This window comes from Ferrimonas aestuarii (assembly GCF_005116665.1).
Lineage (GTDB): Bacteria > Pseudomonadota > Gammaproteobacteria > Enterobacterales > Shewanellaceae > Ferrimonas > Ferrimonas aestuarii.
Genome location: NZ_SWCJ01000007.1, coordinates 1 through 25860 on the forward strand (window position 1 = coordinate 1; position 25860 = coordinate 25860).

Sequence of the window (25860 nt, forward strand, 5' to 3'; positions counted from 1 at the left end):
ACCTATAACAACTTGAGACCGCACCTTAGCCTGGGAATGAAAACCCCAAACGAGGTGCATGGAAAAGCCAGTTGCTGATGCAACTGGCTCTAACTGAAAAGTGTCAACGCATTTCAGGACGACACATAGAATTAACTAGAGACTGCCAATTGAATATCTACAATAGCTGAGCCACTGACGTGCTTATCCTCACCCTATACCTTAGAAGGTAATCTGCAGCTTGTTAACGGTTGGCATCGCTTAGCTCTCAAACAATTTAGTTCTTAAAACGCTGAGAACCAAGCGTAGCCACTATTACTCTTGCGCAGCTAAACTGGCTATCCACAAACCAGAGCATGCGCATTTTTAGGTATTAAGCCGTTCACTGCTGGTTAGCCTCGCAGCTTAAATCCGATGATTTATGAAAGTAGGTGTTAAGGCCTCCCCAAAGTGCACTTCTGGGAAGCACCTTGGCGGGCTCTTGGGGCTCACTGTGTTCTGCAAGAGCAATATCCCAAGCGGCAAACGCATCGGCTTTGGGCTGATAACCCAAGGTGCGTTTGGTTTCAGACAGATCCAAGCGCTTAAAGCGGTTGTTTGAGATACCGTGGGCAATCCCAAACGGCTCATCGCAGAGTTCAGCTTCAATACTGTTAATCAGCAAAGAACATAGGTCCGCAGGCTCACTCCAAGCGCTGAGATCTCGTGAGCTCAATCGGCACCACTCTTTTTGATATTCAAATGCACCAATACGAACGGCCACCACCTCGATGTTGTGCTGATACGCATAGTATGAACCCAGAGCTTCGCCAAACACCTTACTCGCCCCATACAGGTTCTTCGGCCGAGTCGGCATATTTTCGTTTACTTGAACATCGAGAGGGTAACCCTCAATAGTTTGAGCGCTGCTGGCATAGACAACGCGCTGAACTCCGGCTTCCGCAGCACTCTGAAACACATTGTAGGTACCCACAATATTGGCAGAAAGCAGGTCATCACTGGATACCGGCGTTCGCCGGCAAAGCGCTTGATAGAGCGGCAGATGAAACTAAACCTGCAATTATCACCTAACCCGCAAACGATTCTCTGACGAACGTCAGAGCCGAGCGGCCTTGACTACTCTGGAGATTCGAAAAACCAAGACACTGGATACCGGCGTTCGCCGGCAAGGCGCAGCGTAAAAATCTGCCATCGCCGGCAAGGCGTTTGAGAGCGTGGCTGGTGAAGCTAAACCTGCAGTTGTCACCTAATCTGCAAACGATTCTCTGACGAACGTCAGAGCCCAGCGGCCTTGGCTACTCTGGAGGTTCGAAAGGTCAAAGACTCTGGCTACCGGCGTTCGCCGGCAAAGCGCTTGATAGAGCGGCAGATGAAACTAAACCTGCAATTATCACCTAACCCTCAAACGATTCTCTGACCAACGTCAGAGCCCAGTGGCCTTGGCTACTCTGGAGGTTCGAAAGACCAAAGATCCAGGATACCGACCTACGTCGGCAAAGCGTTTAGGAGTGCGGCAGATGAAGCTAAACCTGCAGTTATCACCAACCCCACAAACGATTCTCTGACGAAGGTCAGAGCCCAGCGACCTTGGCTACTCTGGAGGTTCGAAAGGTCAAAGGCTCTGGCTACCAGCGTTCGTCGGCAAGGCGTTTGGAAGTGCGGCAAGTGAAACTAAGCTACCAGTTATCACCTGACCCGCAAGCGATTCTCTGACGAACGTCAGAGCCCAGCGGCCTTAGCTCGCAGGACACTCTGGAGATTAGAAAGGTCAAAGACTCTGGATACCGGCTTTCGCCGGTAAACCATCTGAGAGTGTGGCAAGTGAAACTGAGCTAGCAGTGGTCACCTAACCCGCAAACAACGCCCCTACTTCTCCTAATCTCGCCAGTAGTTGGGGATGATATGGCGGAAGGTGAGACTGATGCGCTCACCTTGGATCCGTTTTCGTTTTGGCAGTTGATGGTGATACCCGCTTTGGGCGCTGGGGAGCAGTTGCAGCAGGCTGCCGCTGGGCAGTTCCAGCTCCAACTTGCGTTGATGGTCGCGCTTATCTCGCAGCTGCAGTGGCCGAGCTTGCCCCAAGCTTAAAATGGCGACCTGAGGTGCAATGCCAAGCTCAGGTTCACTGTCGCTGTGCCAGCCCATGCTGTCGTCGCCATTTCGGTAGCGGTTCATCAACACGCTGTTGTAGCGATGCTCGGCAGTCGTGCTCACCTTTCTCATCAGCGCAGACAATTGGCTATCCAGCGTTTCTGGCGACATCAACAAGCCGCTATAACGGTAGTCACAGCCTACCTCGCCCAACCAGCGCTGCTGGCGAGGAATAGGGTGCCAGCGGCCAAACACTTTCACGCTGGGCTGCTGCCAGTCACCACTAAGGCAGTGCCGATAGAGATTGTCGGCCTCACCATCGGCCAGCCAATTGGGCCAGCAGCGCCCTATCAGGAGCTGGCCATCTCGAATCTCAATGACGCCGTTATGACTAATTAACTGCATGGACGGTTTGCTCTCTCTTCAGGCTCTCACCCTAAGTTGCGGATGCAACCCTAGTGAGTTTTTGCGACAATATAAGGCTACCCCTTTTTTATACGTTGATCATGTCTGAGACCCTTAGCCTTGATGGCTTGCAGCTGCGCCTGCGCCGATTTCCCGATACCCAGCAGTCGGATCTGATTGCCTGGGACGCCGCCGATGAACTGCTGCTGACGCAAGCCTTAGAAGAGCTAATGCAGCAAGAGCAAAGCCAACTGCTGATCCTAAACGACAGCTTTGGTGCGCTGGCCTGCGGCACCGCCAAGCTAAGCCCAATCTGGGTAAACGACTCCTTCGTGGCCCATCAGGGCACCCGCTTGAATCTGGATCTCAATGCGCTGCCTAGCCCTAAGCAGATGCTAAAAGACATTGATGAGCTGACTCAGCCAGTGGACTGCGTATGGATGAAACTGCCTCGCAATCTGCGTTATCTGGAATACCAGCTGGACTACCTCAACAGCCACCTGCCGGAGGGAACTCCAGTGGTGATCGCCGCTCGCCTGAAAGAGATGCCGACGACCCTAAAAGGGATCACCGAAGCCTATCTGGATGAGATCACGCCATCTCGCATCCGCAAAAAGGCGCGGCTGCTGGTGGGCAAAACCACCTCCCGCCGCAGCCAAAAACCACTCACACTGAGCTGGAAAGCCGACGGCTGCCCGTGGGAGCTAAAAAACTACCCCAACGTATTTTCAGGACAGCGCCTCGACATCGCCGCCCACCTGATGCTGAGCCACATTCCACAGGGGCATAACAACATCATCGATCTGGGCTGCGGCAACGGTGTACTGTCTCTGGCGGCGGCCAAAGCCAACCCGGAGGCTACCATCCATGCCGTTGATGAAAGCTGGCACGCCATTAAAAGCTGTGGCGACAACCTAAGCGCATCGGTTGCCAAGTCACAGTTTCAGCTGCATTGGGACGACTGCCTAACCGAGTTTGAACCGGAGAGCGTGGATCTGATTTTATGTAACCCGCCGTTTCACCAGCAAAGCTCTGTCACCGATCACATCGCCTGGCAGATGTTCCGCGATGCCAAGCGCACCTTGGAAAGTGGCGGCCGGCTGCGAGTTATCGGCAACCGCCACCTGGGCTATCACATCAAGCTAAACCGCTTATTTGGTAAGGTAGAAACTGTGGCAGCCAACGCCAAATTTGTTATCCTCGACGCAATTAAACGCTAATAACGACGTTATTTAAGGGACTTTTTATGTTTCGTTCTCTGATGAGCGCCGCCATTGTTGCCGCGGCCCTCACGGGCTGCGCCAGCGCCCCAACCAGTCTGATTTTGGCCCCCGATGCCCCTCTGATCACCAGCAGTGTCCAACAGGGCAGCCTGCAGCTCACCAGTGTTGACCGCCGCAGCGAGCAGTACGTAGTGAAAGTGCGCAATGGCGATGGTGCCGCCGAGCTATTGAGCCCTTCACAAGCCCCTCGCCAGCTTCTGGATCAAGGCGTTCGTAAAGGCTTTAGCCAACTGGGTTACCAATTGGATCCCGCGTCCAATACTCAGATGACTCTGGTTCTGGACAAAGCGGTACTGGAGATTGACCAAGGTACCTTTAGTCACGATGCCAAAGGCCTGTTTGAGGCCACGGTGAAGATCAACACCAAGGTACAAACCCTGACCAAAACCTTTACCGTCACCAGCGCGTTTTCCGGACCAATGAAGCCGGATTTGGCTCGCATCGAGCGTGAGGTCAACGACCGCTTGTCACAGCTGATGACCAACATCGTTAACGACGAAGAGCTGCAGCAGTTTATTCGTTGAGTTTTTCTCCACATTTAAGAGGTAAGGATGCGACAGCTACTTTCCGCTCTGCTGCTGTTATGTTGCTGGTCGACGATGGCCAGCAGCAACGACATACAGCCAGATAACCTGTTTCCAACCGTGGTGTTTGAAACCAGCAAAGGCAGCATCACCATCGAGATGGACCGAACTCGCGCTCCCATCACCGTCGATAATTTCCTGCGCTATGTGGTCAGCGGCCGCTTTGACAACACCGTGTTCCATCGGGTGATAAAAGACTTTGTGGTTCAAGGGGGTGGCTATACTCCCAAAGACGATCCGGTGCCGGCGTTTGACGCCATCTTCAACGAATCGGGCAACGGTCTCTCTAATGAATACGGCACCATTGCCATGGCCCGAGAGCATTCACCACACACCGCCACCAATGAGTTCTACTTCAACCTCAAAGACAACACCAACTTAGATCCTAGCCGTCGCCGCTGGGGTTACACCGTGTTTGGTATGGTCACCGAGGGGCTGGAGGTGTTGGATGCCATGGGAGAAGTGCCCGTGGAGTACGACCCTCACATGGGCGCAGAAAGCCGCCCGGTTGAGCCGCTGATTTTGATTAAAGCCACTCTGCTACCGGAAGCCTAACTGAATGCGTACCGCCCTGCAGCAGCGCTTTGGCGCTTTCTCCGTTTACCTTCACAAGCGCGTATTGGTGCTGCTGGCACTGGGGTTCTCTTCCGGTCTGCCACTGATGTTGGTGTTTGGCTCTTTGTCATTCTGGCTTCGAGAAGCGGGGCTGGATCGCACCACCATCGGCTTTCTCAGTTGGGTGGCAATGGCCTACACCATCAAGTTTTTGTGGGCACCGTTAGTCGACCGATTACCGTTACCGATTCTGTGCCGCTGGTTAGGGCGACGACGCAGCTGGATGCTGCTGTCACAACTGGTGCTGATCGGGGCATTAGTTGGCATGAGCCAATCTGAGCCCAACAGCAGTTTAACCAGCTTGATCACCTTCGCCCTGATCGTCGCCTTCGCTTCCGCTACTCAAGACATCATCATTGACGCCTTCCGAATCGAAACCGCACCGGAAGAGATGCAGGGCGCTTTGGCCGCAGCCTACCAAACCGGTTATCGCTTGGGGATGATGCTTGCAACCGCCGGTGCCTTAGCCATCGCCGCTTGGGCCGGGCAAGACACCGGCTACGACCCCTTGGGCTGGCAAACGGCATATTTCTCCATGGCAGTTGCTATGGTGATTGGCGTTATCGCCACCCTGCTGGCCAAAGAACCGACCATTGATGCCAACAAGCTGCAGTTGGAAGCGCTGGAACCTTTCTCCTCCATTAGCCACCTGCCACCTTGGCTACAACGCCTTACCATGTGGTGTTACACCGCCATTCTTTGCCCGTTCAAAGACTTTTACCACCGCTTTGGTAAGCGAGCGCTGCTGCTGCTGGCTCTGATCGCCTGTTATCGAATCGCTGATGTGATGATGGGCGTAATGGCCAACGTGTTTTACGTCGACATGGGCTTTTCAAAAACCGAGATCGCTACCATCACCAAGATATACGGAGTGATCATGACCATGGTTGGCGCGGCCATTGGCGGGGCATTGATTGCCAAATTTGGCACCCTGAGGATGTTATTTGCTGGAGCGTTGGCGGTATCGCTGACCAACCTGTTGTTCACCCTGCAAGCCACCATTGGTTATAACACCACCTTGCTGACTGCGGTAATTGCCATCGATAGCTTTAGTGCAGGCTTGGCAACTGCGGCCTTCATTACCTTCCTGTCTAGCCTGACCAATGTGGCATTCTCCGCCACTCAGTACGCTTTGATGTCATCGATGATGTTGTTACTGCCGAAGGGCTTGGCCGGGTTCTCTGGCGCGCTGGTAGATGCCATGGGCTACCCGCTGTTTTTCAGCCTATGCTGCCTGATAGGCCTGCCGGTACTGCTGCTGATTGTGTGGGTAGCGAGGACTGAGCCAGCTAAGACTACGCCCGCAAAGACGGAGCCAGCTAAGCAGGAACAATCAGGTAGCTAAGCTTGTTAACCGAGAATTGCCAAAGCGAAGAACCAAAGCCGTCAGTTCATCGCCGCTACACTCGGCGTTCCGAGTCGGCCGATGTTGCCCGCAATGAAGATCTTCAGACGAGCGAAAGATCGGTAAGCACGATTTAGTAACGGTGAAACTAAAAAAGGCCCAGCAAATGCTGGGCCTTGTGGTTTTGCTAACTCGACGACTTCGGCTTAGAAGATTACGGTGTACAGCACACCAGCTCCCATGGCCATGGTCAGAATCACGGTCACAAAGGCGATGATCATTGGATTCTTGAAGATAGACTTCAGCAGAATCACTTCGGTCAAACTGGCACCAGCACTACCGATAATCAAGGCCATCACCGAACCCAGCGCCATGCCTTTGGCAACCAGAGCCGAGCTCAGAGGAATTACGGCCTCAGCACGGATGTACAGTGGGATACCAATCACAGCCGCCACCGGAATCGCATACCAGTTACCCTCGCCAGCGTACTTCGCAATCAGTTCGGTTGGCATGAAACCATAGATAACCGAACCCAATGAGATGCCCAGCAACAGATACGGGAACACCTGCTTAAAATCTTTCCAAGTGGTATTCCAAATTCGTACCCAACGGCTCTGCGCTTTCGCAGCAGGCTTAGGGGTATCACCGCAGCAGGACTCGGCTTTAGCTACCGGCTTGGCAGTGTCGCCACAGCAGGACTCCGCTTTAGCAACTGGCTTAGCAGTGTCACCACAGCAGGACTCGGCTTTGGCAGCTGGCTCAGCGGTGTCACCACAACACGACTCAGTGGCTGCAGGCTTGGCGCTGTCGCCACAGCTGGTTCCACAACCTGAATCGGTAGCAGACTCATACGCTTCTGGCTTTACATAACGCTCAAAACCAAGTTTCTCCAGCACAATACCGGCCACCACGGAAACCACCATGGCAACGAGGAAGTAAAACACCGCCACTTTAATGCCGAAGGTCACCACAAACAGACCAATGATCACTGGGTTCAACAATGGGCTTGAAAACAGGAACACCATCATCGGACCAAACCCAGCTCGAGCACGCAACAACCCTTTCAAAAATGGGATGGTGGAGCAGGAGCAGAACGGGGTGATGGAACCCAGCAGTGACGCAACGATGTAACCTTTGCCTTTACGACTGCTCAAGATCGATTGGATCTTTTGCGGCGTTAAAAACTCCTGCAGCACACCAACTAGGTAACTGATCACCAAAAACAGAATGGTGAGCTCTGCAGCAAGGAACAGAAACATGTCAGCAGTTTCTGCCAATTGGGATAACAGTTCGGGACTCATGGTCGCCTCCTAAAAAAGACTAACTCATTTCGAATTTTGTCGAAATATTAGAGAAGACGAATATTAAGCGCAAGATTTATTTCCACAAAATTAGAAATAAATTATCATGCGATTGATTTTTATATGAAAATATTTTGACTCAATCGTCCAATGGCACATCGCAACTGTTGAGGAAGTTCTCAATCAACGCATTACGACGCTCGGGTTTAAAAATGACGTAGATGTAACGCGATTGCGCTTCACTGCCAGTCGCCACTTCACGAAGCTCGCCCCGCTCCAGCTCTGCATCGACCGACAACAGCGGCAATACGCTGAGCCCCAACCCGGTCCCCACTGCCCGCTTGATGGCCCCCATGGTGTTCATGATGATCTCATCGTGCACACTCACTCCTAAGGCTTTAAGCAGGTGCAGCGACTCAATTCGGGTTGCCGAGTCCTCCTCATCCAGTACCCAAGTGGCTGCAGACAGATCCGCTGCCGATGCCGGCCGATGCGCCAACTTGTGGCCAGGGCTGGCCACCACACACAAGCGATCGCTGCGCCAGCGTATGTAATGCAAGCCTTTGTCTTTCGGAGGATGGCCAATGAAAGCCAAGTCTAACTCATTGTTGATGAGCATCTTTTCGATGGCGACACTGGAAAGGATCTTAAGCCGTGTCTGCACATTGGGGTTCATGCGCTTAAAGTGCGGCAAACGTCGAGACAGCACGTAGTTGCCAGCCGTCTTGTTGGCACCAATCACCAAACTGCCGCCCAAACCAGCCGCCTGCTCCTGAAATTGGGTTTCCAGATGCTGCACTTGAGACAGAATTGAGTTGGCATGTTGCAACACCCGCTGTCCGGATTGATTGACCACCAATCCTGACGGAGTGCGTTCCACTAGCTGAGCATCCAGTGAAGATTCCAACTCTTTCAGGCTCATACTGACGGCAGACACCGACAGATGCAGCTGTCTGGCGGCCTTCGAGATCTGCTGGGTCTCGCAGACGGTTTTAAAGACCAAAAGTTGTTTTAACGTGATGCGCATTACGGCTCTCCTCGACTGGAGTTCAAGCCTATATCAAAAACGGCTTTGCTTCTGTTATCCCCGCCGCGAAAGCCCTAAATTGCCGCCTCAGCAATCACACTTTTGCACTCCTTAATTTGTTTGAGATTGCGACCTCATCGCCCCTTGCAGCAAGGCTTTCAGCAATAGATGGCAACGCTTGGCCATCTCATCAGCCGACAGGCTATGATCCGCCTGTTTCCAGCGAGCCAATTGTGCCCGAACCACCGCGTTCATTGACCAAGCCAACTCCTCCATCGGCAACGCAAACTGGCTGGCGACAAAACTCTGATACAGTTGATCCTTCAACACTTCAGCCATCGCCTCCTCAATACGCCGCTGGGCTTGATCTCTGTCGGCACCTAACTGATGCCACACCGAACTTCGCAGACGACTGCCGCTCACAAAACGCTGGAGACACCGGGCTAACCCTGCAGGCGGCAATTCAGAAAACCAATCCGCTGGCTGCCGATACCCCTGATACACCCCACCAAAATAACCTCGATGGAGATGAACCAGGATATCCAGCTTCGAGTTAAAGTGACGATAGAAGGTGCTGCGCCCCACTTGTGCGTGTTCGCTGATGTTGGCCACGGTCAACTGGCAATAATCTCGACTTTTCATCAATTTAGAAAATGACGACACAATAAAATCGACACTACGTCGGCTCTGTCTTTGGCCTCTCTGATAGGGCATGAGCTGCTCTTAATCGGTATTTAATACCCCATAGACCAATCGCCATGGGAAAAATTCGAGCCTTGAACTCAATTGGAGAACAGGCTCACAGCAACCCAAAAATCATGCGCCAAGTAAGATAAACGCGAGACAATAACCCACCACTGTCTCAGTTGGCACACCGCCTTCAGGGTGTTTCTGGGCGAGCAGGCCGAAGGTGGATACAGTCTCCTCAAACCTAAACACCCCTAGATTGGAGACTCGACCATGACTCAAACTCTACGCACGGCGACATTGGCATCGTTACTGGTAGCCAGCCACTGCTATGCCGATATTGACGGCAGCGCCCTTCCCCAGGTTCGTGGCATCTATCAGCACAGTCCTACACTGGTCAGTGCCGGATTGCCAAGCGCTGCGGATTTTGCCCAGTTTCAGCACGCTGGCGTTGAGGTGGTGATCAATGTCATTCCACCACAAAATGACGAACCCCAACCCGATGTGGCTGCCATTCGCCAAGCGGGCCTTATCTACTACAACGTACCCTTCGACGAAGCCCATCCAGTTGACTCCATGGAGCAGTTTCGCCGAGTGATGGCGCAGCAACAGGGCAAAAGCGTATTGGTTCACTGCGCGGCCAACATTCGAGCCTCGGGAATGGTGTATCTAAAAAATGCCATCGACGGCCACCGGAATCAGGTGGATCTCACCCCTTGGGAAGGCAAAATGACGCTCTACTTCACCAAGTGGCCGGTACTAAAACAGTTCTTTGACGGCACCATCAACCACTATGGATTGGCGCCGATACAGCCTTAGCCGCAAGCGAAACAGCGTAAGCCATAAAAAAACGGAGCCCGAAGGCTCCATTTGCGCGAATGATGATGATTGGAATCTGGCCCTAATCGTGCTCTCACCACTCTTAAGGCCAGTCCTTAACGCTGTAGCTTACTGCTTGTCTTTGGCGAACTTGGCCGCGTTTTCACCGGCAATGCGGCCAAAGACTACGGTGTCGGCAATGGCGTTACCACCTAAGCGGTTGTAACCATGAACACCACCAGTCACTTCACCGGCCGCGTACAGACCTTCAATCTTCCAGCTCTGCAAGTTCAGTACGTTGGCATCGGTATCCACGGCCACACCGCCCATGGTGTGGTGAATACCTGGCTGAACTCGCACCGCGTAGAATGGTGCCTTAGTCAGGTTAAGTGGCATCTGATCACGGCCAAAGTCTTTGTCGACGCCAGTCTTCTGGTACTCGTTGTACTTAGCGACTGTGGTCGGCAGATCTTTCATCTTGGTAATTTTCGCCAGCTCTTCGATGGTGTTGGCCTTGCTTAGCATGCCCAGGTGCTCATAGCCCTGTACCATCTTTTTCTTCTCGATCAATTGCTTGTCGAATACCAACCACGCCCACTGCGCTTCAGTTTTCAAGATGGCATCAGAGGCTCGGTCACGGGTCGTCAATTCGTTGATGAAACGCTGACCATCGGTGTTCACCATGATGGCACCCACACCGCGCACGGTTTCAGATACCAGAATACGGGAATCTTTACCGATGGTTGGGTGCGCTTGTACCCAATCGATGTCAGTCATGGAGGCGCCAATCTCTTTCGCCAACTTGATGCCGTCACCAGTGGCAGTTACGTTGTTGGAGCTGGTCATGTCAGCAAAAGTTGGACGGTAGTAGGCGATCATCTCTTTGTTCATGCCGTAGCCACCGGTAGCCAAAATCACCGCGTCGGCAGCAATCATGTTGTAACCGGAGTGACGGCCGTGAACCACCACACCAGCGATGGATTTGTCTTCATTAAGGACAATCTTCTCAACACGGGAGTTAACACGCACATCAACATCACGCTTCTCAGCAGCAGCGCGCAACGTATGGATGATGTGCGGACCTACGGAGTAACCGCCAGATGGACGGTGAGTACGCTCAACGCGAGCACCGCCTGAGCGTTTCAGGTCATCCATGTTGGCGCCCATTTCTTCCAGCCACTTGATGCCGTCAGCGGATTTTTCCGCCATGATCTGCACCAGTTTTTCGTCGTTCTGGTAGCGGCCGCCCTTCATGGCGTCTTCCACAAACCACTCAATGGAATCTTCGATGCCTTTCTTCGCTTGCTGTGGGGTACCCACAGCGTTATAGCCACCAGCCGCTAGCATGGAGTTACCGCCAGTGTATTCATTTTTTTCAAGAAGAATGACATTGGCGCCATTCATCTTGGCAGAAATGGCCGCGTTGAAGCCCGCAGAGCCAGCACCAACAACGATCACGTCAACGGTTTCACTCGGGCCTTTGTCGATCGCTTTTTGGATCTTGTCTTGGTTCCAATCCGCATCCCAATCTTTCTTCTTCTTGGAATCGGCAAATGGCATCTCAATGTCGTCGAAGGAGTGACAGCGGTTGCAGGTCAGCTCGGGCTTGTCGTGGCCACTGTGACAAGAGGTACAGTTGATGTCGCCAAGGTGCGACGCATGGGGATCAAAGTGATCGTGGCCATCGTTTTTAGCCAGTTCGTCATAGCCACCATGACACTCTTTACAGCTCTGGTTTTCGTGGGTCTGACTGTCCGTCAGGCCTTGTTTAATCTGCTTTAGCTTTTCGCCAGCATGACAAGTTTCGCAACCACCCATCTCGGAGTGAAAGCCTGCCAAATCATTTTTCGCTTGAGCCGTACCAGATAAGCTCAGCAGTACCGCCGCAACGGATAAACAGGTCAATTTAAGTTTCACAATAAAAACCCTTTAAAAAGAATAAGTGCCTTAATTCATTTTTAGAATACCCATACCACCAAAGGGATAAACTTGACCGACTTCAAACTACCCATTAACTACATTTCAAATATTTAAATGCCGTTTCAATAAAATTGAAGGCCAATTATTACTGACGTGACCCAACTCAAAAAGCGAATTTATTTCGCTATTTACACTGTATCCAGATTCGGGAAACACAATATTAAAAAGTTCTTCTTAATTATCAACTTAATCAGCAATGCGTCAGCGATGGCTCAATGCAGCCAGGCAACCTCAATCAAAACAAGAGGTTAGTTTGAAACCATTAAAATCACTGACACATAAGAACTTGAACTGACTGAGGAAACAGAGATTTTCTTATTAAAGAAACAGTAAGAAGCCGAATTTAAAAGCAATTTAATAAAACCATTTCATTCCAAGAATAGAGTTGGAGATGTGAGCATGCGCAAATTAAATAAGAGCATTTTGGCTCTTAGTATTACCACAGCTTTGCTATCCACATCGGCATTTGCCGCCGATGCGGATAGCAAAGGATACGAATTAAAAACCAAATCGCGTTTGGTCTATTTTGATCGTGATTACGAAAATGATGCTTCCGATCGCAGCCAGTCTGCTTTCGCAATTACCGCCGATTGGACCACACCTCAATACGGTGGCTGGATCGGCGTGGGACTGTCTCCCTACTTTGTCGAAGACATCGACTCTGATGGTGCCATTAAAGCCGATATTCTGGCGGTGAAAGACGGCGAAATGAGTGGCTTTGCCCTGCTTGGTCAGGCCTACGTCAACCTGACGCCCATCGATGCCATGTCAATTAAGATCGGCCGCCAATTACACAAATCGATGCTGCTGAGCTCCTCCTCAAGCCGAGCGGTGCCAAACACCTATCAAGGCGTAAATGCCAGCTATAAGCCAATGAAAGGACTGAGCCTTTACGGCGCCGTCTACGATGAGTGGTCAGCCCGTAACAGCGACGAATTTGAAGGCTTTCGCACCGACCAAACTGAGCCGGGTGCCATCGATTACGTGGCGGTGATGGGCTTTAAGTACAAGTTTGATGCCTTCACCTTGGAAACCGAGTACCTCAACTCCAAAGATTACCTCAGCAAGCTGGGAGTGAAAGGCAGCTACGTTACCAACTTCAGCGATTCAAAACTGAAGCTAACCGCCGGTCTGGTCACCTCCAAAGACGATGGCGATCTGTTCGTGACCGGTGCCGAAGGGGATACCGATGATGAAAATCGCAATGACGCCGTCAAAGGCGAAACCCCAAGCAGTAACGATGCTACCGGTATCTTTGCGGAAGCGATCTGGAGCAAAAACAATTTTCAACTGTCCGCGGCCGTGTCTAAGTTCGACGACATCTGGATTGAGGATAACTTTGCTGGCGACCATGGTCGCAACCCATTCCCTACCCGCTCTCGTATTGGCCCGGATCTCACCAACGCCAATGAAACCGTGGCGAAGCTGGCCTTCAGCTACAACTGGAACAGCCTCGTTCCTGGGCTAACCACTGAGATCGCCGCCGCACAAGGCTGGGATGCGGAGAACTCAATCGACGCCTCTTTAGGCACCGCGGATGAAGACTGGAAAGAGATCGCCGTCATCTACAAGGTGCCAACCATCAAAGGGCTGAAATTCACCGGCGTATGGCACGATTACAACTCTGATGAAACCGGCACTGTCGATGGCGTGAAAGGGGATGAAACCGACATCCGCCTGTATCTGGACTACAGCTATAACTTCAGCTTCTAAGTCTACCTAATGAGCCGATTGATGCTCAGCTCATCATAAAAAGATGGCGACATATCTCCTGATGTCGCCATCTTATCCCCCCACTTCCCTACATTTTCACAACAACTCTGACCAGCACAGGCTTTCCCGAAAAGCCCTTGTGACCACCAGCAACACCTGCAACACTGAGCCCCCTCCAAGTTGTTTGTGGATCATCATGAAAAAGTACCTGATTATGGCCAGCCTGATGGCGGCAACCACACTCCCTGCAGCGGCCAAAACCATCGCCGACGTGACTCTCAGCCCAAGCCTCGACACCCAAGGGCAACCGTTGACACTGCAAGGCGCCGGAATCCGCTCCAAATTCTTTATGGATCTCTATGTGGGGTCGCTCTACTCCAGCGCTGCTGACATCAGTGCCGAGCAAGTTCTCAGCGGCGATGACCTTAATGCCATTCGCCTCAATATTGTCTCTGGGCTCATCACCTCAGATAAGATGATCGACACCATCGAAGCGGGCTTTAAGAAAGCGGCCAAAGGGGACTACGACAACTTAAAGCCGCAGATCGAGCGCTTCATTGCGGTCTTTAACCAGCCCATTGAAGAGGGCGACCAATTCACTCTTGTGTCCATCCCCGGTACTGGTGTGGAAGCCTTCAAAAATGGTGAACTGCTGACCTTGGTTGAAGGTGAGCAGTTTAGAACCACGCTCTTTGGCATCTGGCTCGGTGACGACCCTGCAGATGACGATCTCAAGCAGGAGATGCTGGGCAACTGAACTGTGCTCTGGCGCTGAAGCAAGGGGATATTCCGGCTCAAAAAGGCGGGGTGTGATACACTGCCGCCTTTTATGCTCAACCGTCCCATCCCGAGGTACCCATGGACAACCAACCGAATAACCCACTGCATGGGGTAAAGCTTCAGAAGATTGTTGAACAGCTGGCTGAATACTATGGTTGGCGAGAGCTAGGCCGCCGCATTCCCATCAACTGCTTCAACAGCGACCCATCGGTGAAATCCAGCCTCAAGTTTCTGCGTCGAACCCCTTGGGCCAGAGACAAGGTTGAACAGCTGTACCTAGACTCCATCGACCGCATCAACGAATGGAACCAACAACAAAAATAAGCCGTTAGCGACTAAGGGCGATAGCCCTTTAGAAACATCGCGACCGTCTGCTCTGCATAAGCCTTGCGCTCCTGTTGGCCCATCACATGGGCCAAGCCTAAATCTCCACGCATCTTATCCAAGCTGTGCAACATCAACAGCAGCTGCTGCGCCGCAAAAGTGATATTGGGGATCACCAAGACACCCGCCTCATTCAGCCGGTGTAAGTAACCACTGACAATCTCTAACATCCGTTTTGGCCCAGCTTCGTAATAGAGGCTGGAGAGTTCAGGGTGGCTCTCTGCACAACGCACGCAGGAGCAAAATACATGGCGCACTTCGGGACTGAGGATCATCTCCAAGAATCGATGAGAGAAGTCCAGCAACAGGGGCTCAGGCTCGGCATCCAGCTGGAAACTCTCGGCGGTCATTTGCGAGCTCACACAGCGATCCTCGATGCAGTGCACAAACAGATCGTTCTTGCTGCCAAAGTGGCTGTAGACCGTCTGCTTAGACACACCGGCGTGTTCTGCCACCTCGTCCATGGAGGTGTTTTCCAGCCCTTTCTGCATAAACAGTGCTGTCGCCGCTTCCATGATCTGGCAACGTTTCTTACTTTTCCGATCCTTAGCTACCACGCCCATAAGAACTCACAAATTATTTACAAAAAATTCACCAACTGGACTAGACAGTCCAGTTTGATTAACCCAAACTGGACTCATCAGTCTAAATGTAAAGTTCATGTTATGACACATTCAGCCATAATCCCAACCCTGTTTTTAGCCTCGCTGCTAATGGGGTGCCAGCCAGAGGTGACCTCCAAAGCAGAGTCGCCAGTTGCTCAGGTTCAAAGCGTCACCCTGAGCATGCAGGACAGCTACCCCATCACCCACAAATTTGTCGGCCGCATTTTCCATCCTCAAACCAGTGATCTCGGCTTCGAGCCTTCAGGTACCGTAGAGCAGATTAATGTAGAACTTGGGCAACGGGTTGACACTGGCCAAACTCTGGCTCGACTGGATATTCGACTGCTGCAAAGCGAATCCAGGCAACTGCAAGCTTCACTCGCCCAAATCCAAGCGGATCTGGATCTGGTCAACACCACCTTAAAGCGTCAACTGTCTCTGTCGAAGCAGGGGTATCAGTCTGAGCAGCAATTGGATGAGCTTCGTAGCCAGAAAGCTCAGCTGACCGCCCAATCACAACAGCTGACCGCCAATCTGGATGCCAACGCCATCCGCCTACAAAAAAGCGAACTTAAGGCTCCCTATTCCGGTGTGGTCATCAAGCGCCACATTAACGAAGGACAGGTTACCGGTGCCGGACAACCGGCCTTCACCTTGGTGCCGGAAGGTGCCGTCGAAGCGCGCATTGGCTTGCCGGTGCGATTGCTGTCGAAACTGGATCCTAACTCCAGCTGGCGCGCCAATGTGGATGGTGAGCCCTTAAGCCTTAACTACTTAGGCCAAAGCGCCGAGGTGGATGCCAGCACCCGCACCGTGACACTGCGATTTGCGGTGGCCCCAGACAAACGCCTTCTAAATGGGCAACTTATCTACCTAGAGGTGGAAGAGCAGATCGCCAGTCGCAACGCCAAGGTGCCACTGTCGGCCCTCACCGCTGGGTTGCGAGGTCTATGGAGCCTCTATGTATTGGAGCGCTTAGACAATGGCGACTTCCAAGTGGAGCGCCGAGACGTGCGCGTGCTGCACGCCAACGACAGTGAAGCTTGGGTCAGCGGCGCCATCGTCGATGATGACTCGGTGGTCGCGACCGGACTGCAACGCTTAGTGGCTGGACAGCGAGTGCAGATCGAAGCCAATCAGTCCCAACTCGATACCGCGGGCCTTGAGAGTACGCAGCTATGATCAAAGCCTTGGTTGAGAATCCTAGGGTCATTGTCCTGATGACGGCGCTGCTGCTGGTCACCGGTCTAAGCGCCCTTAAAAACCTGCCGCAAACGGAAGACCCCAACCTAACCAACCGAGTCGCCGCGGTCGTGACCCCCTACCCCGGCGCCACCGCAGAGCGAGTGGAGGCGCTGCTCACCGAACCTTTGGAGGCGCAGCTACGGCAGCTAGATGAGATTAAAAACCTCACCTCCACCTCACGGCCTGGCATCTCGGTCATCACCATTGAGCTTCAAGACCGCATCATCGATGCGCAACCGGTTTGGACCCGAGCCCGAGACCTGGTCAACGACGTTGCCCCCTCGCTGCCTCAAGGCAGCGGCACGCCGTCACTGGACGACCAACTCGCCTACGCCTTTACCCGCATCTTTGCGGTGCAGTGGCAAGGACCAACCCAAACCGACGGCACGGTGCTAGGGCGCTACGCTCAGGAACTGGCGAGCCGTCTGCGACTGATTCCGGGAACCGACTTTGCCAAGGTATTTGGCGAGCTTGAGGAGGAGATTCTAGTAAGCATCGACGATGCGGAGCTGTTTGCCTTGGGTTTGTCTATCGACGATTTGGCCAATCAACTGCAAGCCGCCGACAGCAAAACTGCCTCAGGTAACTTGGAGGGCAATCGCATTCGAGCCCAGCTGGAGGTTGACGGTGAACTGGTGTCTCTCAACCGCATTCGCGAAGTCCCACTGCGTCCAGGGGATGAGCTGAATACCCTCAGAGTGATGGATGTTGCCAGCGTCAGCCGCAGTGGCAAATGGCCGCCGGAAGAGTACGTCATCAATGAAGGCCAACAAGCGGTGTTGGTGGCGGTCAGAATGTTACCGGATGCTCGCATCGACATCTGGAGCAACCACGTGGAGGAGACCCTAGCTGGATTCTCACCACTGCTGGCTGGCAATGTTGAGGTACGTACCCTATTTGACCAACATGGTTACACCGACATTCGCTTGGCGGAATTAGTGAACAACTTGGGTCTGGGGTTTGTGCTCATCCTGTCGGTGCTGTTTGTCACCCTTGGTTGGCGCAGTGCAATGCTGGTGGCATTTTCCCTGCCGATCACCGTCCTGTTTACCCTATTCGGCATGCAGCTTTACGGCCTGCCCATTCATCAAATGTCGGTCACAGGCCTCGTGGTTGCCCTCGGGATCATGGTGGACAACGCCATCGTGGTGGTGGACGCCATCGGTCAGCGGCGCAGCCGCGGCATGAGTGCCGTTGACGCAGTTAGCGCGACCTTAACGCAGTTCTGGCTGCCTCTGCTGAGTTCAACCTTAACCACCATCTTAGCCTTCGCCCCCATCTTCTTGATGCCAGGTCCCGCTGGAGAGTTTGTCGGTGGCATCGCCCTGGCCGTGAGTTTTGCCTTGGCCGGTTCCTACTTTATCTCACTGACCGTCATCGCCGGTTTGGGGGGGCGATTTATTCGGCCCCGAGAGCAGCAAGGCTGGTGGTCTCAAGGCATCACCCTACCTTGGCTTGGGCGAGCCCTGCGTCAAACCTTGGCCATCGCCTTGGCTTGGCCCAAATTAACGCTAGTGGCGATGTTTCTCACCCCTGCCACCGGGTTTTGGGCCGCAGGGCAGATGACCGAGCAGTTCTTTCCCACCGCCGACCGCGACATGTTCCACATTGAGGTATTCATGCCGCAACACGCCAGCTTGCCCAACACCTTAGAGCAGGTGCAGCAGCTGGATGCTTGGCTATCACAGCAACCGGGCATTGAGCAAACCACGTGGACTTTTGGCCGCAACGCCCCCTCGTTTTATTACAACCTGATGCAGCGACGCCGCGGCGCCGCCAACTACGCACAGGGGATGATCACCGCCACCGACTTTGAACAAGCGGACCGCTTGATTCCCGAACTGCAGCGAACGCTGGAGCAGCGTCACCCTGAAATGCAGATTCTGGTTCGCAAGCTGGAGCAAGGACCACCGTTCAACGCGCCTATCGAACTGCGAGTCTATGGCCCAGAGCTGGACCGATTGACCCAGCTTGGGGATGAGCTCAGATTGCTGCTCAACCGCCAGCCGGAGATCACCCAAACTCGAGCCACGCTGTTAAGTGGCGCCGCTCGAGTGAAGCTGGACATCGATGAGGAAGCCAGTTTGGCCAATGGTTTGGCGCTGTCGCAGATCTCTCGCCAACTGCAAGCCTCCATGGATGGCGTACAAGGTGGCAGTGTCTTAGAAGGGGTTGAGAATCTCCCGGTGCGAGTTCGACTTAATGCCCAAGATCGCAACCAGGCCGCCGACATCGGCTCCATTCAGCTGATTGGTCAGCATGCCAATATGTTGCCGCTCTCCGCAGTAGCACAGATGCGAATTGAGTCTGGCCGAGCAGCCATTCCCCGCCGCAATGGCCAGCGCATCAACACCATTGAGGGCTACCTAACCGCGGGAATATTGCCATCCAAAGTACTCAACCAGATCGAGCTGGATCTTGCCGAGTTTCAGCAGCGCCTCCCTGCTGGGTACACACTGGAAATTGGCGGAGAAAGCGCTAAGCGAGACCAAGCGGTGTCGAAGCTGATGTCATCGGTCACCATCATCATGGTGCTGCTGATCTCCGTTGTGGTGATGAGCTTCAACTCATTTAAGTTGACCACCATCATTCTAGCCAGCGCCGGCCAATCGGCAGGCTTAGGGCTGTTGTCGGTCTATTTGATGGGCTACCCCTTCGGCTTCAACGTGATCATTGCGCTAATGGGTCTGGCGGGATTGGCGATCAACGCCGCGATTGTGATCTTGTCTGAACTGCAGGAGAACGAGCAAGCTCAACAGGGGAAACCACAGGCGATCATCGATACCGTCGTTGGTTGTGGTCGCCACATCGGCTCGACCACCATCACCACCTTTGGCGGCTTCCTGCCACTGATTCTCTCCGGTGGTGGCTTTTGGCCTCCTTTTGCAGTGGCCATTGCTGGCGGTACCTTGTTAACCACCTTCCTGTCGTTTGTGTTTGTGCCCTCTGCCTACATTCTGGTACGAAAAAGGGGCCAAAAGCCCCTTAACAGCGATCACACTACTGATCAGATCATTAATGTAACTGGGTATAAAGCCCAAGCCAATTAGCGACCTGAGCCATTGATGATGCGGTTGTAGAGCTGATCTTTCAGCTCTACCCGCCGCGACTTAAGACGCATGAACTCATCGTCGCTGGTAGGTACATCATTCATCTCCAGCCCCCGAATTCGATGGTCTAAAGAGTGGTACTCTTTGGCCATGGAAGCGAACTCAACGTCCACCGTTTTCAGGGCGTGGATCCGATCCTTATAATCTGGAAAATCATCCGTCAGCGCGTGGCTTTCTCCAAGCATAGGGGTGTCCTCTGTCGATTAGAATCCACCATTAAACTTAGACAGGGAACGTAAATCGCTCCAGCAACCTCAGCAGAAATTACTTCAGGCCTTTTTGAGTGTATAAGATGGCGCGATCGCCAGCGAAACCCACCTTAATTTGAGTGGTGTCATCGCCCCACAAGCAGGTTTCTGTTCCTAGGGTGGTGGAGCACTCATCGGAGCCGCCAATCACCGCTTCCACCTCCTGTTTGGACATCCCCAATTCAAGCTTGTCATAGTTTTCCTGATTTACTTTACTGCAACCGGCCAGTAGTAAGGTCAGTAAAACCCAGGTCCATTTAGGCATTTTTGCTCTCCAACACTGTATTTATCTTGCCTCAGACTACCCATTTCCATAGGTCGATGCCAGCCACAAGCCTCTCAGAAGTCAACAAAACCCGTTAGTGTCTGATCACCTTTAAGCTCCATTGAACGTGATTTAGATCATCTCATTAAATCTCATTTTCCCCTAAGATCGCGCAGAAGAATTGAGAGAGTCGATGTCGCCTCCCCACATGCGGCACCATCAGGGACATAATATGGGTTTTCAAAATTGGAATATTGGCCGTCAACTCGGCGTGTCAGCATTCATACTTACAATCTTCACCTTCCTAATCACCGGATATTTCGGTTATCAAGTAGCCGCCGACAGCATAACTAAAACCTTAAAAGACACCGAGTCGGAAATGGCCAATACCCTGGCCGACACACTGGATCTGCAATATTTGTCGATGATCGGTCAGGTTCGTAATAACGCCGACCTGTTCGATAAGATGTTCTCCGCCGAATTTAAACTGATGGATCGCCGAGTCAATATCGCCGGCGCCAATGCACCGGGTCTTCGCCACGGTCGTAACCTCGTCAACAGCTCCGTGGCTCAGGTTGACCGGTTTGCCAAGATGACCGGAGGCACAGCCACGGTATTTGTAAAAGATGGTAACGATTTCGTTCGTATCTCTACGTCCCTAAAAAAAGCCGATGGCAAACGCGCTACCGGTACCAGCCTAGGACAGAGCCACCCTGCTTATGCAGAGATCATGGCAGGTAGAAACTACGAAGGCTACGCCACTTTATTCGGTACCCGTTATCTGACCAGCTACCGCCCAATCCGCAATAAGGCTGGCAGCATCGTCGGCATTCTGTACACCGGCCAAGACGTGTCTGCCATGATGGACTCCCTCGGGGAAGCGCTGGCAAAAACCCGCATTGGCGAGACCGGTTATGTGTCACTGCTGCGCTATGAAGATGGCAACATCCTCTATCACCCAGAGTACTCCCACGAGTCGTACACCAAGTTTGTTAGCGACGACAACGTTCCCGTGTATAAAGAAGCGCTGGACTCTCGCACTCATTACGAACATAACTACACCATTAATGGTGAAAATTGGTTCATCATGACCACCCCAGTGCCTCAGGCGCAGTGGATGGTGGCCCTGATGGTGCCAGAGGCTGAGATGAAGAAAGCTCTGGGACCTCTGGCTCAAACCAACATCGGCCTATCAGTATTTGGCGTGCTGCTGATCACCGTGCTGCTGAACCTGATGCTGAACCGCAATCTCAAGCCTCTGGAACGTCTATCACGTCAAATCGATAAGATTGGCCACGGCGATCTGACGGTATCTTTGCCCCACGCCGATGAGACCAGCAAAAACGAAGTGCATCGCATTACCGCCAGTGTGGCCTTTATGTCTGGCAGCCTAAGAGAGCTAATTGGAACGCTGCAATCCTCGACCAACCAGCTGGAACAAGCGGCGGCCGAGATGCAGAACGTTGCCCAAGTGAATGGCAGCGGTGCTCAGCAGATGATGCAGCAAACCGATCAAATTGCAGCAGCTGTCGAGGAGCTAACCACCTCGGTGCAAGAAGTTGCCCGCCACGCCACCAGCTCTGCTGAGCAAACCGCCAGCGTGGATGAAGCCGCCCGTGAAGGTGACCATCAGGTCGACCGAGTCATCAACCAGATGACTGCTCTAGGGGAAGCCCTTAATGGTGGCGACCAAGCCATTGGTCGCGTTGAAGAGGGCAGTCACGCCATCACTAAAGTGATACAGGTAATCAATGAGATTGCAGAGCAGACCAACCTGTTGGCCTTGAACGCCGCCATTGAAGCTGCCCGTGCGGGTGAGCAAGGCCGAGGCTTTGCGGTAGTAGCCGATGAGGTTCGTACTCTGGCTCAACGTACTCAGAACTCCATCAGCGAAATTACCGGCACCATTGAGCAGCTGCAGCAGCGTACCCAAGACGCCGTTGGCCAGATGCATCAAAGTCGCCAGTTAGGGGAAACCTCCTCTAACTTGAGTGTGCAAGCCGGTGAAGCGCTGACCCACATCTCTCGCAGCGTGACGGACCTGTCTCAAAACGCCACCTCCATCGCCACCGCAACTGAGCAGCAGGGTGCCGTAGCCGAAGAGATTGCGCGTAACATTAACGGCATCACCGAATTGGCTCACGAGTCGGAACAGACCGCAGGCCAAACCGTAGGAGCCGCGGAACAGTTGACTGGACTGGCTCGCGAAATTCGCCAGCAATTGGGACAGTTTAAGGCATAAGCTTTAGGTCACCATCCAGCATAAAAAAACCGGAGCAGATGCTCCGGTTTTTTAATTCTTGCGGTTAGCTAATTAACTTAGAAAGTCTGCTGGAAAGAGACCCAGTAAGTACGACCGCGCTCATCATATAGGCTGCCGTTGTAGTCACCATTTTTCTGGAACTTAGGATCTTCGTCACCCAGGTTGTATACACCCAAAGATAAGCGGTTATTCCATGGCATATTCCAGCTGTATGTGATGTTCTGATAAGTGATGGAGTCTACGTAGTAGAACTCATCGCTATCGTCACTGACCAGATCCCAACTTTTCTGCTCATCAATATAATTGGCAAAGTAAGTCAGAGAGTGATCACCATAGGTGTAGCTTAAGGTTAAGTTGATGCGATCATCAGGGTAGTCTTCACGACCAGTCCAATCGTCGCTAACAATCTGCACGCCTTGAGAGGTATAGGTATCTTTGTAAGTGATGTAGTGAGACCAGTTGATGTCTAAATCAAAATCACCAAATGCGGTTTCTTGGCTGTAGTTGAAGTTAACATCGGTACCTTCACGCTCACTCATACCAAGGTTAGCAGTAACCAAGGTCACGTTCTTCAAACGGCCATTGCCACCGAGCTCAACACTGGCACCTGGATAGATAACATCTACACCGACACGAGGTTGACCGGCTTCATCGGCAATCTGATTCAGAATCGCTTGAGTTTTAACAATCTCATCGGCCGCGATGGTTTCGATCAGGCCGTCGGTCTCGAGCTTCCAGTAGTCGATGGAAATGCTCATGTTATCCAGCGGTTCATAGACGATACCGATGTTGTAGCTTTCAGACTCTTCTGGTTGCAGCTCTTTGTTGCCTGCGGTTACCGAGCGAACACTTGACTCCCATTGGCCACAGGAGCTGATATCTTCGCCATTTTCATAACAACCAACGTAGTTCTTCACCCAACCGTAGCTTTCGGTTTCGCCCTTATAGAGATCCGATAGCGTCGGAGCTCGGAAACCTTCACCCCAAGAGGCTCGAACTAAAAGCGAGTCCAATACGTTATATCGAATAGAAACCTGTGGATTGAAGGTACTACCGAAATCGGAGTAATCATCGTAACGACCCGCGACGTTCAGCTCGAGATCCTCAATGATGGGCACCATCAATTCGAAGAACGCCGCCTTAACGTCACGCTCACCGACGCCACCAGAGCCGCCATTACCGCCCTTGATTTTGCCAGCCTCAGCCAAGGCATCAACTTTAGAGTCCAGCTCCTCTTCACGGTAGGCTGCCCCCAAATACATGGACACGTCACCACCAGGAAGCTCAAACAGAGGAACGCTAAAGCCACCGGAGATATCTAAGTAAGAAGCTTGACGACGCTTATCGAAGTTCGCAGCGGCACCCCCAGGCATCTCTGAGTTTGGATCTCGAGGATCCCAGCCAACAAACTCATTGGCTTCCTCATCCCAGTACCCCACCAGATCGCCCAAGTTCTCGGTTAGAATATAACCAGTACCCCAGGTGTGGTTGGTGTAACGGTTGTAGTTAGCTGCAAAGTCCCAGGTAATATCGCCATGGGTACCGTTTAACGCCAGCAAGTAATCGAAGATGTTGTCGTAATGCTCGGCACGACGGTTACCTGCAGTATCGAAGCGGAAGCTCATGCCTGCGTCAGGATCGGCCACCAACTCCCGCAGCTCTATGCCTTCAGCAGTGGTGTAAGCAGGTAAACCTTGAGGAATCTTAAATTCATTGGAAACCGGAACGGGAGCAGACAAATCCAAAGTTTCATTGGCAGCCCAATAGGCCCGAGCCGTCAGCTCAATATTATCAGTCAGCTCATAGTTATAATGAATGAGCGTGTTATTACGTTTGACTCCGGCGCTCAAAGCCGCAGTTTGGGCGTAATCGTAGCCACACAGAGTGTCTCCTGGGTAGTTGGCGTCATCCAGCACGCCAATAAAACGATCGCCATAGACGTCAGCGCAAGTTAGATCTTCATTTTCAAAAGGGTGAGACCACATCCAACCGCCAGCAGCACCTTGCTGAAGTACCCTTCCGGTACCACTAATATTGGTCCAGTCCTGCTGCACCGTCGGGTCGCCACCAGGAAGAACACGGGCATTGGCGAACCAGCGATCCTTCATCATGATTTTATCTTGCTCGTAGTGCTCAATGGTAAAGACCAAATTACCCTTGTCGCTGCTCAAGCCGCCGGTAAAAGACAAGCTATTGGAGTTGCCGCCACCATCGCGATCCGGCTCTTCCAAACGGCCTTCAAACATAACGCCTTCGAAGTCCTTCTTCAGAATCACGTTGACCACGCCTGCAATCGCGTCAGTACCATAGATGGCCGAAGCACCGTCGGTCAGAATCTCAATCCGATCTACTGCCGCCATTGGAATGGTGTTGATGTTTGAAGCGCCACCATCCAGTACGGGTGATTTGGCCATACGATGGCCATCAAGCAGAGTTAGGGTGTGATTGGACGAAGCCCCTTTTAATCGAACCGTTGCTTGAGATGACCAACCATTGTTTGCACCACCGCCCCAAGAGCCGAAAGCATTCAAGTTTGACGAGCGCAGCGCGTCACCAACGGTTGCGAAGCCCTGATCTTTCAACTCATCCGCATTCAATACGGTAACGGGAGAAGCTCCCTCCATATCAATCCGTTGAATACGTGAACCGGTAACTTCAATTCGTTCAACTTCTTCAGCTTCAGCCTCTTCAGCAAAAACTGCGGTTGGTAAAGCGGTAGCCATCATGGCACCGATCACCGTAGCTAACTGACAGCGTTTCATTATCTTTGTCCTTTAATTGCAATCTAAGCGTCCCATCCCTGGAGCTTTGGGTACTGCGGGTACTGTTGGTTTTATCTGCCCCTAAATGTGATGCCATCGGCATACTGTATACAAACTACACAAATAAGATATTGGATACAATATTAAATTAACCAAACATTAACAATTGCATCACTAAAAACAGCTAGCCATAAAAAAACCGTCCTCAATGGAGGACGGTTTCTGTATTAACTCAGTGAGTTAGGACGGCAGCAATCAGTCTTCAGACTGCTTATTGGCCATCTCTTCTCTGTGTTCGTACCACAGGGCGTTGATGATGCCGAATGCACACGCCAGCAACACGCCTAAAATCCAAGTGAAATACCACAT

General features: G+C 52.5%; 22 protein-coding genes. 11 read left to right on the top strand and 11 right to left on the bottom strand.

What is annotated here, in order from left to right; translation table 11 throughout:
- Positions 1 to 361: 361 nt before the first annotated feature.
- Complete coding sequence (locus FCL42_RS10925) at positions 362 to 1021, bottom strand: NAD-dependent epimerase/dehydratase family protein (RefSeq protein ID WP_136863458.1); 660 nt, start codon at positions 1019 to 1021, stop codon at positions 362 to 364.
- Positions 1022 to 1854: 833 nt separating this feature from the next.
- Positions 1855 to 2475 carry an alpha-ketoglutarate-dependent dioxygenase AlkB family protein gene (locus tag FCL42_RS10930; protein WP_136863459.1) on the bottom strand — a complete coding sequence of 207 codons (621 nt, stop codon included), beginning with the start codon at positions 2473 to 2475 and terminating at the stop codon, positions 1855 to 1857.
- A gap of 101 nt (positions 2476 to 2576) precedes the next feature.
- On the opposite strand from FCL42_RS10930, the gene FCL42_RS10935 reads away from it, so the two are divergent.
- Genes FCL42_RS10935 through FCL42_RS10950 form a run of 4 tightly spaced genes read left to right on the top strand, consistent with a single transcriptional unit; the run spans position 2577 to position 6302 of the window.
- Positions 2577 to 3695, top strand: coding sequence for a methyltransferase (locus FCL42_RS10935; protein ID WP_136863460.1), 1119 nt, complete (start codon positions 2577 to 2579; stop codon positions 3693 to 3695).
- A 26-nt stretch (positions 3696 to 3721) separates the two neighbouring features.
- Entirely contained in the window at positions 3722 to 4282 is a 561-nt protein-coding gene (locus FCL42_RS10940; protein ID WP_136863461.1) for a YajG family lipoprotein, read from the top strand.
- 27 nt (positions 4283 to 4309) lie between these two features.
- Positions 4310 to 4897, top strand: a complete 588-nt coding sequence (locus FCL42_RS10945; protein ID WP_136863462.1) for a peptidylprolyl isomerase — start codon at positions 4310 to 4312, stop codon at positions 4895 to 4897.
- A 4-nt stretch (positions 4898 to 4901) separates the two neighbouring features.
- A complete protein-coding gene (locus tag FCL42_RS10950; protein WP_136863463.1) occupies positions 4902 to 6302 on the top strand; it encodes an AmpG family muropeptide MFS transporter in 1401 nt (466 codons plus the stop codon).
- Between the two features lie 206 nt (positions 6303 to 6508).
- On the opposite strand, the gene FCL42_RS10955 is transcribed toward FCL42_RS10950, so the two are convergent.
- From FCL42_RS10955 to FCL42_RS10965, 3 genes are all read right to left on the bottom strand, one after another.
- Positions 6509 to 7603: a permease gene (locus FCL42_RS10955; protein ID WP_136863464.1), complete on the bottom strand. Its 1095-nt coding sequence runs from the start codon at positions 7601 to 7603 to the stop codon at positions 6509 to 6511.
- A gap of 139 nt (positions 7604 to 7742) precedes the next feature.
- Complete coding sequence (locus tag FCL42_RS10960) at positions 7743 to 8630, bottom strand: LysR family transcriptional regulator (protein ID WP_136863465.1); 888 nt, start codon at positions 8628 to 8630, stop codon at positions 7743 to 7745.
- Between the two features lie 111 nt (positions 8631 to 8741).
- Positions 8742 to 9344 (bottom strand): TetR/AcrR family transcriptional regulator, encoded by a 603-nt coding sequence (locus FCL42_RS10965; protein WP_136863466.1) that lies wholly within the window; start codon positions 9342 to 9344, stop codon positions 8742 to 8744.
- A 246-nt stretch (positions 9345 to 9590) separates the two neighbouring features.
- Between FCL42_RS10965 and FCL42_RS10970 the strand changes: the two genes are divergently transcribed.
- A complete protein-coding gene (locus FCL42_RS10970; protein ID WP_136863467.1) occupies positions 9591 to 10136 on the top strand; it encodes a protein tyrosine phosphatase family protein in 546 nt (181 codons plus the stop codon).
- Between the two features lie 129 nt (positions 10137 to 10265).
- Here FCL42_RS10970 and FCL42_RS10975 read toward each other — a convergent pair whose 3' ends face one another.
- The gene (locus FCL42_RS10975) at positions 10266 to 12053 is read right to left on the bottom strand and encodes a flavocytochrome c (RefSeq protein WP_136863468.1); all 1788 of its coding nucleotides are present in this window, start codon (positions 12051 to 12053) and stop codon (positions 10266 to 10268) included.
- 462 nt (positions 12054 to 12515) lie between these two features.
- Between FCL42_RS10975 and FCL42_RS10980 the strand changes: the two genes are divergently transcribed.
- The 3 genes from FCL42_RS10980 (at position 12516) to FCL42_RS10990 (ending at position 14933) form a co-directional block, all read left to right on the top strand.
- Positions 12516 to 13829, top strand: a complete 1314-nt coding sequence (locus tag FCL42_RS10980) for an OprD family outer membrane porin (protein ID WP_136863469.1) — start codon at positions 12516 to 12518, stop codon at positions 13827 to 13829.
- A gap of 196 nt (positions 13830 to 14025) precedes the next feature.
- Positions 14026 to 14586: a chalcone isomerase family protein gene (locus FCL42_RS10985; protein ID WP_136863470.1), complete on the top strand. Its 561-nt coding sequence runs from the start codon at positions 14026 to 14028 to the stop codon at positions 14584 to 14586.
- Positions 14587 to 14687: 101 nt separating this feature from the next.
- Positions 14688 to 14933 (top strand): VF530 family protein, encoded by a 246-nt coding sequence (locus tag FCL42_RS10990; RefSeq protein WP_136863471.1) that lies wholly within the window; start codon positions 14688 to 14690, stop codon positions 14931 to 14933.
- A gap of 11 nt (positions 14934 to 14944) precedes the next feature.
- Here FCL42_RS10990 and FCL42_RS10995 read toward each other — a convergent pair whose 3' ends face one another.
- A complete protein-coding gene (locus FCL42_RS10995; protein ID WP_136863472.1) occupies positions 14945 to 15556 on the bottom strand; it encodes a TetR/AcrR family transcriptional regulator in 612 nt (203 codons plus the stop codon).
- A gap of 102 nt (positions 15557 to 15658) precedes the next feature.
- Between FCL42_RS10995 and FCL42_RS11000 the strand changes: the two genes are divergently transcribed.
- Both FCL42_RS11000 and FCL42_RS11005 read left to right on the top strand, forming a co-directional pair.
- Positions 15659 to 16780, top strand: a complete 1122-nt coding sequence (locus FCL42_RS11000; RefSeq protein WP_136863473.1) for an efflux RND transporter periplasmic adaptor subunit — start codon at positions 15659 to 15661, stop codon at positions 16778 to 16780.
- Complete coding sequence (locus FCL42_RS11005; protein ID WP_136863474.1) at positions 16777 to 19893, top strand: efflux RND transporter permease subunit; 3117 nt, start codon at positions 16777 to 16779, stop codon at positions 19891 to 19893. Before FCL42_RS11000 ends, FCL42_RS11005 begins: the two co-directional genes overlap by 4 nt.
- Here FCL42_RS11005 and FCL42_RS11010 read toward each other — a convergent pair.
- On the bottom strand, positions 19890 to 20138 hold the full coding sequence (locus tag FCL42_RS11010; protein WP_136863475.1) for a YdcH family protein: 249 nt from the start codon (positions 20136 to 20138) through the stop codon (positions 19890 to 19892). The two genes, FCL42_RS11005 and FCL42_RS11010, sit on opposite strands and share 4 nt — an antisense overlap.
- Positions 20139 to 20217: 79 nt before the next feature.
- Complete coding sequence (locus FCL42_RS11015; RefSeq protein ID WP_136863476.1) at positions 20218 to 20466, bottom strand: outer membrane protein assembly factor BamE; 249 nt, start codon at positions 20464 to 20466, stop codon at positions 20218 to 20220.
- Between the two features lie 232 nt (positions 20467 to 20698).
- Here FCL42_RS11015 and FCL42_RS11020 point away from each other — a divergent pair, with 232 nt between their 5' ends.
- Positions 20699 to 22708, top strand: coding sequence for a methyl-accepting chemotaxis protein (locus FCL42_RS11020; RefSeq protein WP_169308367.1), 2010 nt, complete (start codon positions 20699 to 20701; stop codon positions 22706 to 22708).
- Between the two features lie 77 nt (positions 22709 to 22785).
- Here the strand turns inward: FCL42_RS11020 and FCL42_RS11025 are convergent, their stop codons facing one another.
- Together FCL42_RS11025 and cydX are read right to left on the bottom strand one after the other, a co-directional pair.
- Positions 22786 to 25491, bottom strand: coding sequence for a TonB-dependent receptor domain-containing protein (locus tag FCL42_RS11025; protein WP_136863478.1), 2706 nt, complete (start codon positions 25489 to 25491; stop codon positions 22786 to 22788).
- 255 nt (positions 25492 to 25746) lie between these two features.
- A complete protein-coding gene (gene cydX, locus FCL42_RS11030; RefSeq protein WP_136863479.1) occupies positions 25747 to 25860 on the bottom strand; it encodes a cytochrome bd-I oxidase subunit CydX in 114 nt (37 codons plus the stop codon).